Below are 14,375 nucleotides of genomic sequence, written 5' to 3' on the forward strand. Positions count from 1 at the left end.
ATCCCAGGCAGCTTCTATCGCGTTTAGCCACTTCCGGTGCTTTTGCAGCACTGCGCCGGTGAGCCGGGTCTGGACGCTGGGAGCCCCGGTACTTGGCCCCGCTGCCGGAGACCTCGCCGCTAGTGGAAACTTTTCCCGGTCCTGCCGGAAAAAGTTTCCACTAACCGTGAGCCGACGCCCCGGCGACGACCGCCGACCGCACCGAGACGCCGAGACTCAGCGAATGCGCTGGCGCGCGAGCTCCATCGTGTCCTCGAGGAGCACGGAGATCTCCTCGAGGTCGGTGAGGAACCCGTCGTGGCCCTTGTCGGTGTGCAGGACGCGAAGCTCCTTGCAGCCGGGCAGCTTCGCGGCGAGCTCCTCCTGCAGGCGCAGCGGGTAGAGCCGGTCGGAGGTGATGCCACCGACGATGGTGGGCACCGTGCAGGAGGCAAGCGCGGCGTCCACCCCACCGCGGTCGCGACCGACGTCGTGGCTGCTGAGGGAATCGCTGAGGATCACGTAGCTGCCAGCATCAAACCGGTGGACGAGCTTGCCGGCCTGGTGGTCGAGGTAGCTCTGGATGGAGTACTGGCCGCCGTGGACGGGCGGGACGTCGGTCTGGGCATTATTGCCAAAGCGGCTATCGAGCTCTTCCTCGCCGCGGTAGGTGAGGTGGGCGATGCGACGTGCCACGCCGAGGCCATGCTCGGGGGAGCGCCCGGTGCCGTAGTAGTCGCCGCCCTGCCAGCCGGGATCGGTCTTGATGGCGAGGATCTGCGCGGTCTGGGTGCCGATCTGGTCGGCGGTGGCGCGCGCGCCGACAGCAAGGACAAGTGCGCTGGCGACACGATCGGGGCAGGTGATGGCCCATTCGAGAGCGCGGGCGCCGCCCATGGAGCCGCCGAGGACGGACGCGAAGCGCTCGATGCCGAGCAAGTCGGCGAGCTTGCGCTCGGCGTTGACCTGGTCGCGGATGGTCACCGAGGGGAAGCGGGAGCCCCAGGGCTTGCCGTCGGGCGCGAGGGATCCAGGGCCGGTGCTGCCCTGGCAGCCGCCGACAGCGTTGGCGGAGAGGACGCACCACTCGTTGGTATCGACGACCGCGCCGGGACCGATGAGTCCGTCCCACCAGCCGGGGGAGGGGTGGTTGGCATCGGCGGGGCCGGTGACATGGGAGTCGCCGGTGAGGGCGTGCAGCGCCAGGATGACGTTGTCGCCGTTGGGCGAGACCTCGCCCCAGCGCTGCAGCGCGAGAGTCACATCGGGCAGCGTGGCACCGTTCTCCATGCGGAGCGGACCGATGCGGACATGGCCGACCGTCCCATCGGGCGCGGGCCAGAGGTCACTGCCGAGGCCACGCTCGGCTCCGCGCCCGGTGCTGGGAGCGGCCGGGGCGCGGTTGCTGAGCGGAGGGTGGACGCTGCGCGGGTGGCTCACTCTCAAGATGCCGCCGCTTCGAATCCGAGCTGCAGGTCGGCGAGGATGTCCTCGATGCCCTCGATCCCCACGGCGAGCCGCACGAGACCGGGGGTGACGCCAGCGGAGAGCTGCTCCTCGGGGGAGAGCTGCGCGTGGGTGGTGGAAGCAGGATGGATGACGAGGGAGCGCACGTCACCGATATTAGCGACATGGCTGTGGAGCTCGAGCGCGTTGACGAACCGCTTGCCGGCCTCTACCCCGCCCTCGAGCTCGAAGGACAGCACCGCGCCGGGTCCCTTGGGCGCGAGCTTGCTGGCGCGCTCGTACCAGGGGGATGCGGGCAGGCCGGAGTAGTGGACGGCGAGGACGTCGTCCCGGCTTGCGAGGTGTTCGGCGACGGCGCGGGCGTTCTGCACATGACGTTCAATGCGCAGGCTGAGGGTTTCTATTCCCTGCCCGATGAGGAACGCGTTGAACGGCGAGACCGCGGCGCCGGTATCGCGCAGCAGAGTCAGGCGGGCCTTGAGCGCGAAGGCGGGCGCGCCGAGGTCGGCATAGACCAGGCCGTTGTAGGACGGGTCGGGGGTGGTGAAGCCCGGGTAGCGGCCGGAGGTCCAGTCGAAGGTGCCGCCGTCGACGATGACACCGGCGACGGAGGTGCCGTGGCCGCCGAGGTACTTGGTGGCGGAGTGCACGACGATGTCGGCGCCGTGGGCGAGCGGCTGGATGAGGTAGGGGGTGGCGACGGTGTTGTCGACGATCAGCGGGACACCGTTGGCGTGGGCGACGCGTGCGACGCCGTCGATGTCGAGGATCTCGCCCCTGGGGTTCGCGATCGTTTCCCCGAAGAAGGCCTTGGTGTTGTCGCGGACGGCGGCCTGCCACTGGTCGAGATCATCGGGGTCGTCGACGAAGCTGACCGTGATGCCGAGCTTGGGCAGCGAGTAGTGGAACAGGTTATAGGTGCCGCCGTAGAGGCGCGGGCTGGAGACGATGTGGTCGCCAGCCTCGGCGAGAGTGAGGATCGCGTAGGTCTCGGCTGCCTGGCCGGAGGCGAGGAGCAGCGCGGCGACGCCACCCTCGAGCGCGGCGATGCGCTGCTCGATCACGTCCTGCGTGGGGTTGATGATGCGCGTGTAGATGTTGCCGGGCTCGGCGAGGCTGAACAGCGCCGCGGCGTGATCGGTGTCCCGGAAGGCATACGAGGTGGTCTGGTAGATCGGGAGGGCGCGCGCACCGGTCGTCGGGTCGGGTTGCTGGCCGGCGTGGATCTGCTTGGTCTCGAAGCTCCAGCTTGCTGCTGCGTCGGTCATGGCGTGTTCTCCTGGCAAGTCGTGTCGGGGCGGCATCCCGGCCTCGGACGTGCGGGGATGCGGGGGACGGCACGAATGGTCCGCGTGGAGCGCGGGAACCCACCTCGATGGCTGCCACGGGGCAATGCCCGGGGGATGCGCGGCGGGTGGTGTTCCGTGGGCGGGGCGCGGTCCGGCGCGCCCTCAGGCTCTAGCGGTTGCTAGCGACATCGACTCATGGTGAACCTCCGTTGGCGACAATACCCGGTTCTCGGGCCCGTCCCAGCGGGCCCGCGCTTGCAGCGCGCGTGAGGCGTTGCGCGCTGCCTGGTCATCACCCGGGGCACCCCACCGCGGAAGGAGGGTTGCCGAGCAGCCAGCCGGGGCTTGGCGCTGCTTCTCATGACCTGTTCCCGATAGTAGCGGCACCGGCGCGAAAGGGGGAATCGGGGAGGGACTGGTCCCCTCGTGGCGCTCCGGGGCTAGGCTTGGCGCGAGCGTGGCGGGCATTCCTGGCATGCGGGGCCGGGAGTGTCGCTCGCGGCCCAGCGCCAACCAGTACGCTTGTCATGTTTGCTGTGGGTGGGACGTGGACCACCGCAGCGCGATAGGTTTAACCCGATGAACCGTGATGCCTGAGCGCGGGCCGGATGCACTCACAAAGTGCGGCACGAGAGGCGCGCCGGGACCATTGCCGAGGAGGACGCGAACACCCATGTCCAAGATCAAGGTTGAGGGCACTGTCGTAGAGCTCGATGGCGACGAGATGACCCGTATCATCTGGCAGTTCATCAAGGACAAGCTGATCCATCCGTACCTCGATGTGAACCTCGAGTACTACGACCTCGGCATGGAGAACCGCGACGCCACCGATGACCAGGTCACCGTGGACGCGGCCAACGCGATCAAGAAGCACGGGGTAGGCGTCAAGTGCGCCACCATCACCCCCGATGAGGCGCGCATGGAGGAGTTCGGGCTCAAGAAGATGTGGCGGTCGCCCAACGGCACCATCCGCAACATCCTCGGGGGCACGATCTTTCGTGCCCCCATTATTATTTCCAACGTCCCGCGGCTCGTGCCCGGCTGGACGAAGCCCGTGGTCGTGGGGCGCCATGCGTTCGGCGACCAGTACCGCGCCACCGATTTCAAGGTGCACCAGGCAGGCACTGTCACGCTGACCTTCACGCCCGAGGACGGCAGCGAGCCCATCGTGCATGAGGTCGTCAAGATGCCCGAGGACGGCGGCGTCGTGCTGGGCATGTACAACTTCAAGAAATCCATCCAGGACTTCGCGCGCGCGTCCCTCTCCTATGGCTTGCAGCAGAACTACCCGGTGTACCTGTCGACGAAGAACACGATCCTCAAGGCCTACGACGGCATGTTCAAGGACGAGTTCCAGCGCGTCTTCGAGGAGGAGTTCAAGTCAGAGTTCGACGCGGCGGGGATCACCTATGAGCATCGCCTCATCGATGACATGGTCGCCTCCGCGCTCAAGTGGGAGGGCGGCTACGTCTGGGCCTGCAAGAACTACGACGGCGATGTGCAGTCCGACACGGTCGCGCAGGGCTACGGCTCGCTCGGCCTGATGACCTCGGTCCTGATGACCCCGGATGGCAAGACCGTCGAGGCCGAGGCCGCGCACGGCACCGTCACCCGCCACTACCGGATGCACCAGCAGGGCAAGCCCACCTCCACCAACCCGATCGCGTCGATCTTCGCCTGGACGCGCGGGCTGGAGCATCGTGGCAAGCTCGACGACACCCCGGCGGTGGTGGAGTTCGCTCACAAGCTCGAGGATGTCGTCATCAAGACCGTCGAGGATGGCCAGATGACCAAGGACCTCGCGGGCCTCGTCGGCGGAGACCAGGGCTGGCTCACCACCGAGGAGTTCCTCGCGGCGCTCGACGACAACCTCGCGGCCGCGCTGCGGGACTAGCCGGACTGGTGCCTGGACGGCCATTTGCCGGGATGCCGGAGAATCTTTAAATACCGCTACGAACCCCTTTGCGATCGTGTTACTTTACGCCCACGGTTTTTTTGGGACTAGCGGGGCTCAGGCCCCTCGATCGTGGAGGAATGTTGAAGATGAAGCGGACCGCAGCAGTTCTCGGGGCAGGCGCCCTCGCCTTCGCCGCGTCATGGGGCCCGGCGCTCGCCAGCCACAACGGCGCTGTCGTCACCACTGCTCCCGCGGGCGAATGCGGCGAGACGACGTTCGAGGCAACGATCAACGATCCCGCGGGCACGCACAAGAGCAACAATATGGTCCTCGTGGTCAGCGCGGAGGGCAACACCCAGACCGCGCCCATCCCGGTCGACGGCTCCGCCGCCTCCATCACGGTCGGGCCGTTCACGTCCGATACGACGATCAGTTACCGCGTGTTCGGCGGCGGCGAGCGCGACTACGACGATCCGTCCTGGAATGGCTACGGCACCGCGACCTTCGGCGCGGACATCGGTGCCTATGGCAATGAGAACGGCTACGACTGGGTGGTCTCCGGCCCGGAGGATCCGAACCCGTTCACCACGTTCAACACCCTCGACGTCGAGGGCTGCCCAGGAGTCGGCGGCGGCATCGAGGCATGCCTCGGTGGTGGGGCAGACCTTCTCAACCTTGACGCAGTGCTCGGCTGCCTCGAGGCCGAGCTCATGCTGGACTTCGGCGGGCTGTCCTAAGTTCTCGGGACTAGCGTCCCGGCTCTCTGGACCACCGCAAGCGATCCCCTCGGCATTCGTGCCGGGGGGATCGCTTGCTGATGCGCCCGGTCTCCTCGGGTCCTGGCCCCGGCCCGGTCGCGCGGGCTGCTCGGCCTGCTCGGGCGCGCGCCAGTGGAAACTTTTCCCCCTTGTAGCGGGAAAAGTTTCCACTCGCCCCGGGAGCCGGCGCGGGAAGCAACCGCCATAGGGCGCGGAAGCGGCGGTTCGGGCAGCGCGGGCGTAAGGCCGCTCACAATCCTGCTGGCCGGGGTACCGGAGCGGCGGCTGATGGTGTTGCGTGGTCTGGTGCGAGCGCGGGAGCATTGATCCTCCCGGGCCCGGCCACGTGCTCCCACCCATCCGAGGCCCACCGCCGTCAGGAGAATGCCCGTGCACCCGACCACCACCCCGGTCGAACCGCGAGACGATGCCACCGCGCGAGCACGACGGCGCCATGTCCGGCTCGCGATGCTCGCGATGATGCTCGGCTCGTTCGGCATCGGCACCACCGAATTCGTGGCGATGGGGCTGCTGCCGGAGATCGCGCGATCGATGGACGTGTCGGAGCCGCACGCGGGCAAGCTCATCAGTGCCTACGCGCTCGGTGTCGTGGTCGGCGCGCCCGCCATCGCGATCGCGGCATCGCGGGTGCCCCGCCGGGCGCTGCTCATCGGGCTGATGGTGGCGTTCACCCTCGGCAATGCCGCCACGGTGCTCGCGCCGACCTACGGCACGCTCATGGCGGCGCGGATCGTTGCTGGGCTCCCGCATGGCGCGTTCTTCGGCGTGGCAGCGCTGGTGGCCGCGGGCCTCGCTGCTCCTGGCGCGCGTGCTCGCGCGGTGGCGCAGATCATGCTGGGACTGAGCATCGCGAACGTGGTCGGGGTGCCGGCAGCGACGGCGCTGGGGCAGCACCTGGGGTGGCGTGCCGCGTTCGGGCTGGTGGTGCTGATCGGAGCCGCGGCAGCGCTGCTGATCCTCCGCTGGGTGCCCGATGTGCCGCTCACCGCGGGCACGAGCCCGCTCGCCGAGCTGTCGGGCTTCCGCAACCTCCAGATCTGGCTCGTGCTGCTCACCGGCATCGTCGGCTTCGGTGGCATGTTCGCCGTCTACACGTTCATCAGCTCTACCGTCACCGAGGAGATCGGGCTGCCCCGCGCCGTGGTGCCGCTGGTGCTGCTGCTCTACGGCGTGGGCATGGTGATCGGGAATTTCCTCGGCGGCGCGGTGGCCGATCGGGCCCTGGTCCCTGGGTTGTTCGGGTTGTTCACGCTGCTCGCGCTCGTGCTGGGGCTGTTCACGGTGACGAGCACGATCGTGGTGCTCGCGGTGGCCAACCTGGTCCTCATCGCCATTCTGGGCTCGGCGTTGGTCCCTGGCCTGCAGACGATGCTGATGGATGTGGCTGGCAACGCGCAGACCCTGGCCGCGACGGCGAACCATTCGGCGCTCAACATCGCCAACGCCATGGGCGCGGCACTGGGCGGCGCTGTGCTCGCCGCGGGGCTGGGCTACACAGCGCCGGCCGCGGCCGGGGCGGCGCTCGCGGTGGCGGGCATCGGAGTGCTCGCGCTCGCGGTGCTGCTGCAACGCCGTGGTGGTTTCCCTCGGGCGGGGTTGTCCGCTAGCGTGCGTTGACGTGCCCGGGATCATCGTGAGTACCGTCAATGTCAATGGCGTGCGCGCCGCTACCCGCAAGGGGCTGCTCGAGTGGCTGGGCGGCACCGAGGCAGAGGTCGTGTGCCTGCAGGAGACGCGGGCCGATGACAAGCAACTTGCCACGGCCCTCGCGCCGGTCCTTGATGACGGCTGGTCGCTGGCTTCCGCCGAGCCTGCCGCGAAGGGCCGCAATGGCGTGGCCGTGCTCTCGCGCGCCGAGCCCGCTGCGGTGCGCATCGGTTTCGGATCGGACGAGTTCGATGACTCTGGCCGCTACCTCGAGGCGGACTTCGACCACGACGGGCATGCCCTGACGGTGGCGAGCCTGTACCTGCCGTCGGGGGAGGCGAACACGCCGAAGCAGGACGAGAAGGATCGCTTCCTCGCCGAGTTCGGCCCCTTCCTCGCCGAGCGCGCGAGCCGGGGCCGCGAGATGGTGGTGTGCGGTGACTGGAACATCGCGCACGCCGAGGCGGACATCAAGAACTGGAAGGGCAACCTCAAGTCGTCGGGCTTCCTCCCGCACGAGCGGGAGTGGCTCACCGGCATCATCGGCGACGGCACGCCGTGGACCGATGTGGTGCGGGCGCTGCATCCGGGCGTGGATGGCCCGTACTCCTGGTGGTCCTACCGGGGGAAGGCTTTCGACAACGATGCCGGCTGGCGCATCGACTACCAGGTGGCGACGAGCGCGCTAGCGGATCGTGCCGCGGACGCGCGGGTGGAGCGGGCCGCCACGTACGATGCTCGGTGGTCCGATCATGCCCCGGTCACCGTCCGCTACGCCGCCTAGTCCGATCCGATCCCGGCTTGGCCCGGTTCGATCCAGAAGGAAGACACCGCGATGACCTCCACCAACCCTGCTGCCCCGGCCCCTGGAATTCAGGCCCCGAGCAGCAAGCCGCGCGTGCTCTCGGGCATCCAGCCGACGGCAGACTCGTTCCACCTCGGCAATTATCTTGGCGCGCTGCAGAACTGGGTGTCGATGCAGGACGATTTCGACGCGTTCTACTTCATCCCGGACATGCATGCGATCACGGTGCCGCATGATCCCGAGGCGCTGCGGGCCCGCACGCGCGTGGCGGCGGCGCAGTTGCTCGCGGTGGGCATCGATCCGGGCAAGTCGACGATCTTCGCGCAGAGCCAGGTTCCCGAGCATGCCCAGCTCGCCTGGGTGCTCATGTGCCTGACCGGGTTCGGCGAGGCGAGCCGGATGACGCAATTCAAGGACAAGTCGGCCAAGCAGGGCTCGGATTCCTCCAGCGTGGGGCTGTTCACCTATCCGATGCTCATGGCGGCGGACATCCTGCTCTACCAGGCGCAGTTCGTGCCGGTGGGGGAGGACCAGCGCCAGCACCTCGAGCTGACCCGTGATCTCGCGCAGCGGTTCAACAGCCGCTTCGGCAAGGCGTTCACTGTTCCGGATGCGTTCATCACGAAGGAATCCGCGAAGATCTATGACCTGCAGGATCCGACGTCGAAGATGAGCAAGTCGGGCCCGAGCCCGGCCGGGCTGATCAATCTGCTCGATGACCCGAAGGTGTCGGCGAAGAAGATCCGCTCGGCCGTCACCGACGCGGAGCGGGAGATCCGCTATGACCCGGCCGCGAAGGCTGGCGTATCCAACCTCCTGGTGATCAATTCAGTGCTGTCGGGCCGGAGCATCGCGGAACTCGAACAGCACTTCGCCGGAAAGGGATACGGTGATCTCAAGGTCGATACCGCGGACGTCCTCACGAGCTTCGTCGTGCCACTGAAGGCGAAGGTCGATGGGTTCCTCGATGATCGGGCCGAGCTTGATCGCATCCTCGAGCTCGGGGCCGACCGGGCCCGCTCGGTGGCGTCCGAGACGCTCGCGACCGTGTACGACAAGATTGGGTTCCTCCCACCGAAGGGGTGACGGCAATGGCCGACCAGCCAGGATTTCTTGACCGGCAGCGCGCCAAGCGTCCGTGGCTCGACCATCTGATCCGGGCAGCGCTGCGCTTCACCGAGCAGCACGGCGACTACTACGCCGCCGGTATCACCTACTTCAGCGTGCTCGCGCTCTTCCCGCTGCTGATGGTCGGGTTCGCCGGTGCAGGTTTCGTGCTCGCCGGCAACATCGAGCTGCTCGATCAGGTGAAGAACCAGGTCTCCGAGTCGATCCCGGGCGGGATGGGCGAGCAGGTCAATGCGTTGATCGATCAAGCCATCGAGCAGCGCAGCACGGTCGGCATCATCGGTATCGTCATCGCGCTGTACTCGGGACTGGGCTGGATCGGCAACCTGCGCAAGGCGCTCACCGCCCAATGGGACCAGCCGATCCCCAAGGCGAACTTCATCAAGACCAAGCTGGTGGACCTGGTCGCGATGATCACCCTCTTCCTCGCGTTCGCGATCTCGATCGGCCTCAGCGCGCTCGGCGGCAGCGGCCTGACCCGCTCGCTCCTCGGGCTGGTGAACCTTGACGACGCCCCTGGCGTGGGGATCCTCGTGCGGGTCGTCTCGTTCGCTGTCGCGATCGCGGCCACCTGGTGGGTGTTCACCTGGGTCATCGCGCGCATGCCCCGCCAGCCCGTGGCCCTCGCGAGCGCCGCGCGCGCCGGCCTCATCGCGGCACTGGTCTTCGAGGTGTTCAAGCAGGTCGGCGTGGCCTACCTGACCGGGGTGACGCAGAGCCCGGCCGGCGCGGTGTTCGGCCCGATCATCGGCATCCTGGTGTTCATCTTCACCACCTCCCGGGTCCTGCTCTTCGCCACGGCCTGGGCCGCGACATCCGAGGAGAGCATGGCGAAGGCCATCGTGGCCCCGCCGGACCCGGCGATCATCAACACACCAGTCGTGATGCGCCAGGGCAGCCCCGTTGCTAGCGGCATCGTGGGATTCGGACTGGGGGCGGCAGCGGTGCTGGGCGTTTCCTCGGGGCTGCGCCGCAAGCCGGCCGCGCCACGGTCCTAGGGCTGCCGGGCCCCGGATAGCGCCCGCAACGCTACAACGTGGCGCCGTTCCTGCCGCGCTGCCTGATAATCGCGGAAGCGATGCCAATGAGAATGATCGCTCCGACGATGGTGACCACGAGTATCCGCGTGGGCAGGCTGCGCTCGTCGGGGTCCTGCGTGATGGGTGGCGCCGTTGTGGCATCGCGCGTGGCGTTGTCGCTGCCAGGGTCGGCGGCCAGCTCGTCGAGGTATGAGGCAGCGTCGAGCGAGCCGACTGATTGGCCCTCGGGCAGCTCGAACCCGTAGTCGAAGAGCGCGGCGATCTGCTGCCAGACCTGCTGTGGCTCGTTGTCGGCGCGCAGGATGGACAGGACGAGGCGACGACCGTCCTTCTCGGCTGCTCCGACGTAGGTCTGGCGGGCGGAGTCGGTGAACCCGTTCTTGCCGCCGAGGGAGGGCTCGTAGTACCAGTTGACGACGTTGTCGTTGCCGAGGGCGAAGCCGGGGCGGTCGACGTCGCCCGGGATGGCGGGGTCGGCGGGATAGCCGGGGAAGTCGATCTGGTTGGTGGTGATGGCGCGGGCGAACTCGGGGAGGGCCATGGCCTCGCGGAACAGCATGGCGAGGTCGTAGGCGGAGGAAGACATGCCGGGTCCGTCGAGGCCCGAGGGGGTGGCGACGCGCGTGTCGAGGGCGCCGAGCTGACGGGCGAGGGCGGTCATCTGCTCGGTGGTCGATTCGGTGCCGCCGAGCTGGCGGGCGAAGGCGTTGGCGGCGTCGTTGCCGGAGGCGAGCAGGAGGGCCTGGAGGAGCAGGCGGTTGGTGTAGGTGCCGCGGGGGCCGATGCCGGCGCGGCTGCCTTCGATATTGGCGTCCTCCAGGGTCCCGGTGATGGTGGCGCCGAGGTCGAGATTGTCGAGGACCACGAGCGCGAGGAGCGTCTTGATGGTGCTCGCGGGCCGGTAGCGGCCGTGCGGGTCCTTGGCCGCGAGGACCTCGCCGGTGTCGAGGTCGGCGAGCAGCCAGCCGGCCGCGGAGATATCCCTGGGGGGCGGTGGCGCTCCGGGGAGGGTGACCAGGTCGCACTCGGCGAGCTGCGGGCCACCGATGACGATGGCCGGAACGGGCAGTGGGCTGGGTGCTGGCTGTCCGGGGCGGGGTACCTCGGAGCTGTCGGCAGCGGGCCCCGGGGTGCGCCGGTTTGGGCAGTCGCTGGTGCTTGGCGTGGTGAATGGCGCTGTGCTGGTGGCGGTCTCGCTCGGGCTATTGTCCTGCGCGCGGGCGGTGTGGTGCGGTCCGCCGAGCAGGACGAGCATGGGCACGGCGAGCAGCAAGGCCGTCACGATGGTTGCCGTCACGATGGCTGAGGAGGCATGCACTGGCGTCTTCATCGGATCAAGACACTATGCGAACCGCTCGTCTCCGCTGGGCATTTCGGGCGGGAGTCGCTGGATGGAGATACGACAAGAGCGCATGCTGCTCGCATGCGCTCTTGTCATCCCCCAATGATCAGCGGCCGCTAACCCCCCAGTCGCGTGGCCGCGATCACCTCGTGCCCATGACATTAAAGGACGGGTAAGAAAATGGGAAGCACGCTTGTTCGCGCAATGGTTGAACGTTGATCGAGCTGGAGTTGGACGCGTAGAATATTCGCAGGTAGGAGGCATGCCGAGCCGGTGTGCTGGCTCTCTCCCGCGCTCAGAATGTGGCCGAGATCTCTCAGGCTGCTCACAGGAAAAGCCGGATGGGATTCCCGGTGGCCTGGCGCGACCCGGCCTAGTGCCGCGAGGTCAGCGCGGCGATATCCCCGCCGATGATGCTCTGATAGGTATCCATCGCCGCATCGACGTCCACGAACTGGTCCCCGATCTCATGGGTGTTCTGCACCGAGAGCTCGCGCAGGCCCGACCGCGAGATCAGGTCATCGATCTTCCCATCGAGGCTGCGGGCGCGCCGCACCGTGTTGATCGTTCGCAGCTTGTACTCGGCCTGCGTCAACAGGTCACCGATGCGCGCGAGCGCCGCCACCCGCTCCACGAGCTGCTCCCACACCGGCACCAGCGCCTCGAACCGCTCCTTGATGTGATCCTGCGCCGCGGCGTTCGACGTCCGGTCCAGCGCGTTGAGCTCCGTCACGATCATGCGCAGCGCCGCGGTATCCACCGCGATCTGCGTCAGCTCCTCACCGAGATCGAGCTGGCCCCGCTGCATCGTGAAATGCTCCGAGTGCCAGGCCGACGAGTTGCTGATGCGGTCATACAACGACCCCGCGAGATACAGCAACGTGTCATACCGATCCGTGAACTGTCCCGGGTCCGGGATGAACGTGGGCATCCGGGGGCCGGCCGCCCGGCCAAGCAGGAACCGCCGCGTGCCCTCCGAGATCTGCGCGAGCACCTCCGCGGCATGTCCGAGCGGCCGGGTGAACTGCTCCACCTGATCGGGGCTCGCCGCCATCGGGGCGGGCGTGCGGCGCAAGGCATCGAACAGGGCCTCCCGCTGCTCCACCGAGAGATAGACCCCATCTCGCTTGTCGCGCCGCACCGCGCGCGCATTGCGCGGGAAATGCTTGTCCGAGAACACGAACTCGTTCTGCTTGAGCTGCAACTGATGCCCCAGCTCGCCCGCCCGCACCCCGAGCAGGGAGCGCGACACCCCCAGGTTGGCCGCCCGGAACCGCGCGATCGCGCGCGCATGCTCGTCCGAGAGCGCCCGCAGCTCCGAGTAGCCGCCGATATCGGGCAGGTCCCGGTCAGCGCGGCGCCGGGCGATCAGCACCTCGCGGACGTCCTCGTCGAGGTAGCCCATCGCGATCAGCAGCGCGGACTCGTCCGACAGGTCGGGATGAGTCCCGTCGATCTCCTCCTCGGCGATGAATGACTGCTCGCTCCAGAGCCGGACCTGCTGGGTGATGCGATCGCGTCGCTGCTCCACCGATTCAGCAGCATGCTCGACGAGCGAGAACGAGCCTGGATCGCCACCGTGGTAAGCGTCATGGCTGGCATGGCGGGACATGGAACCTCCTTGGACGCGGCAACGCCTCCATTTTCCCCGCGATCACGTGCCGAGCGCGAGGAATGTGAACCCAAACATACCGTCAGGCCCTGCGTGGGCTCACTGCGGCCGTCGTGCCCCGCCACTGATGCTGGAGCTCGTCGTCTCCGCATGGTCATCACCGTCGATCGGCACGAGCAGCTCGACGATCGTGCCGTGCCCGGGCTCGCTCTCGATGCGGGCGCTGCCGCCATGCTCGGCGAGCCGTGCGGTGATCGACTGGGTGATCCCGAACCCAGGCGGGGAGCTCTCTGCCGAGAACCCGATGCCGCGGTCGACCACCCGCAGCGAGATCGTGCCAGCATCGACGGTCAAGGTGACCCAGGCATCAGCGGACCCGGAATGCTTGGCGACATTGTTGAGCGCCTCGCCGGTCGCGCCGCACAGCGCGTCGACTACCTCGGCAGGTATGGAGCCCGGAACCGGATCATGCTGGAAGCGAACCCGCAGCCCGAGCGTCTCTGCCCGCCGGATCGTGTCGGTGAGGCACGTGGTGAGGCTGGTATCCGGGGCATCCTTCTCGGTGCTGATGAGCCGCCGGATGTAGTCGGCCTCCGCCGCGCAGCGCGACCGTACATCCGCGCCACGGTGATCGAGCCCTCCGCGGGCGATCGCCGTGAGCGTGGTGAGCACGGTGTCGTGGAGCCGGCGATGCTGCGCGAGCCGTTCCTCCAGGCGGGCCTGCGCCGCCGCCTCGGTGGCCTTGAGCTCGGCCTGCTGCTGGGTGAGCTGGTCGAGCTTGCGGGCCTGCGAGACGAGGTAGTGACGGATGAAGTAGAAGACCAGCCCGAACCACACGTATCCGTTGAAGATGCTCGCGAACTCATCGACCGGAGGCTCGAAAGCACCAGCGACGAGGGTGGTGCTGCCGATACGGACCACGACGATGGTGATCCAGGCAACGAGGAACTGCCGCAGGGGCAGCGCCGCCGCCACCAGCGCCACCGTCCCCATCGCGAGGCGCCCGGACCAGTTCATGCCGCTGTAGACCTGCTCGGGGAAGGAATTGGCAGCGGTAGCGATGAGCAGCGCGCTCATGATGGCGACATCGGCCCAGGCGATGCGCGGCGGGATCCAATGCTTGCGCCGCACGATGCCAACGAGCACGAGGTTCCATGCGACGGCGATGATGACGAGGCCGGCATTCGTGGCGGGATGGCGATAGGTGTGCGCGGGATTCACGAGCAGCACCCCGATGATGACGATGAGGTAGGCGGCCCGCTGGACCAGTAGCACGATCGATAGCAGCAGCAGGGCGCGTTCCTCGCTGGACCGCAAAGAACTACCGCTACGCATGGTCGACCTCCTGTTATGCGGCCCATGTCGGGTAAGTTCGGATTGCTGGTACGCG

At 67.8% G+C, this 14,375-nt stretch carries 11 protein-coding genes and 1 riboswitch; of the genes, 6 read left to right on the forward strand and 5 right to left on the reverse strand.

The features are described 5' to 3' along the window. Positions 1–216 precede the first annotated feature (216 nt). On the reverse strand, positions 217–1,419 hold the full coding sequence (gene metX / locus FXO18_RS08640; protein WP_268884926.1) for a homoserine O-acetyltransferase MetX: 1,203 nt from the start codon (positions 1,417–1,419) through the stop codon (positions 217–219). Between the two features lie 2 nt (positions 1,420–1,421). Then, positions 1,422–2,714, reverse strand: a complete 1,293-nt coding sequence (locus FXO18_RS08645) for a bifunctional o-acetylhomoserine/o-acetylserine sulfhydrylase (protein WP_149360650.1) — start codon at positions 2,712–2,714, stop codon at positions 1,422–1,424. A 267-nt stretch (positions 2,715–2,981) separates the two neighbouring features. Beyond that, a riboswitch (SAM riboswitch) is annotated at positions 2,982–3,101 on the reverse strand. A 307-nt stretch (positions 3,102–3,408) separates the two neighbouring features. On the opposite strand from FXO18_RS08645, the gene FXO18_RS08650 reads away from it, so the two are divergent. From FXO18_RS08650 to yhjD, 6 genes are all read left to right on the forward strand, one after another. Next, complete coding sequence (locus tag FXO18_RS08650; RefSeq protein WP_149360651.1) at positions 3,409–4,629, forward strand: NADP-dependent isocitrate dehydrogenase; 1,221 nt, start codon at positions 3,409–3,411, stop codon at positions 4,627–4,629. Between the two features lie 149 nt (positions 4,630–4,778). Then, entirely contained in the window at positions 4,779–5,369 is a 591-nt protein-coding gene (locus FXO18_RS08655; RefSeq protein WP_149360652.1) for a hypothetical protein, read from the forward strand. Between the two features lie 405 nt (positions 5,370–5,774). After that, the gene (locus tag FXO18_RS08660; RefSeq protein WP_407936451.1) at positions 5,775–7,028 is read left to right on the forward strand and encodes an MFS transporter; all 1,254 of its coding nucleotides are present in this window, start codon (positions 5,775–5,777) and stop codon (positions 7,026–7,028) included. A gap of 1 nt (position 7,029) precedes the next feature. Continuing rightward, the gene (locus tag FXO18_RS08665; protein ID WP_149360653.1) at positions 7,030–7,842 is read left to right on the forward strand and encodes an exodeoxyribonuclease III; all 813 of its coding nucleotides are present in this window, start codon (positions 7,030–7,032) and stop codon (positions 7,840–7,842) included. Positions 7,843–7,893: 51 nt separating this feature from the next. Continuing rightward, entirely contained in the window at positions 7,894–8,949 is a 1,056-nt protein-coding gene (trpS, locus tag FXO18_RS08670) for a tryptophan--tRNA ligase (protein WP_149360654.1), read from the forward strand. A 5-nt stretch (positions 8,950–8,954) separates the two neighbouring features. Then, on the forward strand, positions 8,955–9,989 hold the full coding sequence (gene yhjD, locus FXO18_RS08675; protein ID WP_149360655.1) for an inner membrane protein YhjD: 1,035 nt from the start codon (positions 8,955–8,957) through the stop codon (positions 9,987–9,989). 31 nt (positions 9,990–10,020) lie between these two features. On the opposite strand, the gene FXO18_RS08680 is transcribed toward yhjD, so the two are convergent. From FXO18_RS08680 to FXO18_RS08690, 3 genes are all read right to left on the reverse strand, one after another. Further along, positions 10,021–11,361 carry a D-alanyl-D-alanine carboxypeptidase family protein gene (locus FXO18_RS08680; RefSeq protein WP_235900537.1) on the reverse strand — a complete coding sequence of 447 codons (1,341 nt, stop codon included), beginning with the start codon at positions 11,359–11,361 and terminating at the stop codon, positions 10,021–10,023. A gap of 385 nt (positions 11,362–11,746) precedes the next feature. After that, a complete protein-coding gene (locus tag FXO18_RS08685) occupies positions 11,747–12,985 on the reverse strand; it encodes a hypothetical protein (protein ID WP_235900538.1) in 1,239 nt (412 codons plus the stop codon). A 99-nt stretch (positions 12,986–13,084) separates the two neighbouring features. Further along, complete coding sequence (locus tag FXO18_RS08690; protein ID WP_149360656.1) at positions 13,085–14,320, reverse strand: sensor histidine kinase; 1,236 nt, start codon at positions 14,318–14,320, stop codon at positions 13,085–13,087. Positions 14,321–14,375: the final 55 nt, after the last annotated feature.

It is taken from the genome of Lolliginicoccus suaedae (genome assembly GCF_008312885.1).
In the GTDB taxonomy this organism is placed as follows: Bacteria; Actinomycetota; Actinomycetes; order Mycobacteriales; family Mycobacteriaceae; genus Lolliginicoccus; species Lolliginicoccus suaedae.

What these genes read in the sequence shown, in the direction of transcription:
- FXO18_RS08645 (WP_149360650.1), bottom strand. Translation starts at nt 2,714, where the DNA reads ATGACCGACGCAGCAGCAAGCTGGAGCTTCGAGACCAAGCAGATCCAC.
- FXO18_RS08650 (WP_149360651.1), top strand. Translation starts at nt 3,409, where the DNA reads ATGTCCAAGATCAAGGTTGAGGGCACTGTCGTAGAGCTCGATGGCGAC.
- FXO18_RS08655 (WP_149360652.1), top strand. Translation starts at nt 4,779, where the DNA reads ATGAAGCGGACCGCAGCAGTTCTCGGGGCAGGCGCCCTCGCCTTCGCC.
- FXO18_RS08660 (WP_407936451.1), top strand. Translation starts at nt 5,775, where the DNA reads ATGCCCGTGCACCCGACCACCACCCCGGTCGAACCGCGAGACGATGCC.
- trpS (WP_149360654.1), top strand. Translation starts at nt 7,894, where the DNA reads ATGACCTCCACCAACCCTGCTGCCCCGGCCCCTGGAATTCAGGCCCCG.
- yhjD (WP_149360655.1), top strand. Translation starts at nt 8,955, where the DNA reads ATGGCCGACCAGCCAGGATTTCTTGACCGGCAGCGCGCCAAGCGTCCG.
- FXO18_RS08680 (WP_235900537.1), bottom strand. Translation starts at nt 11,361, where the DNA reads ATGAAGACGCCAGTGCATGCCTCCTCAGCCATCGTGACGGCAACCATC.
- FXO18_RS08685 (WP_235900538.1), bottom strand. Translation starts at nt 12,985, where the DNA reads ATGTCCCGCCATGCCAGCCATGACGCTTACCACGGTGGCGATCCAGGC.
- FXO18_RS08690 (WP_149360656.1), bottom strand. Translation starts at nt 14,320, where the DNA reads ATGCGTAGCGGTAGTTCTTTGCGGTCCAGCGAGGAACGCGCCCTGCTG.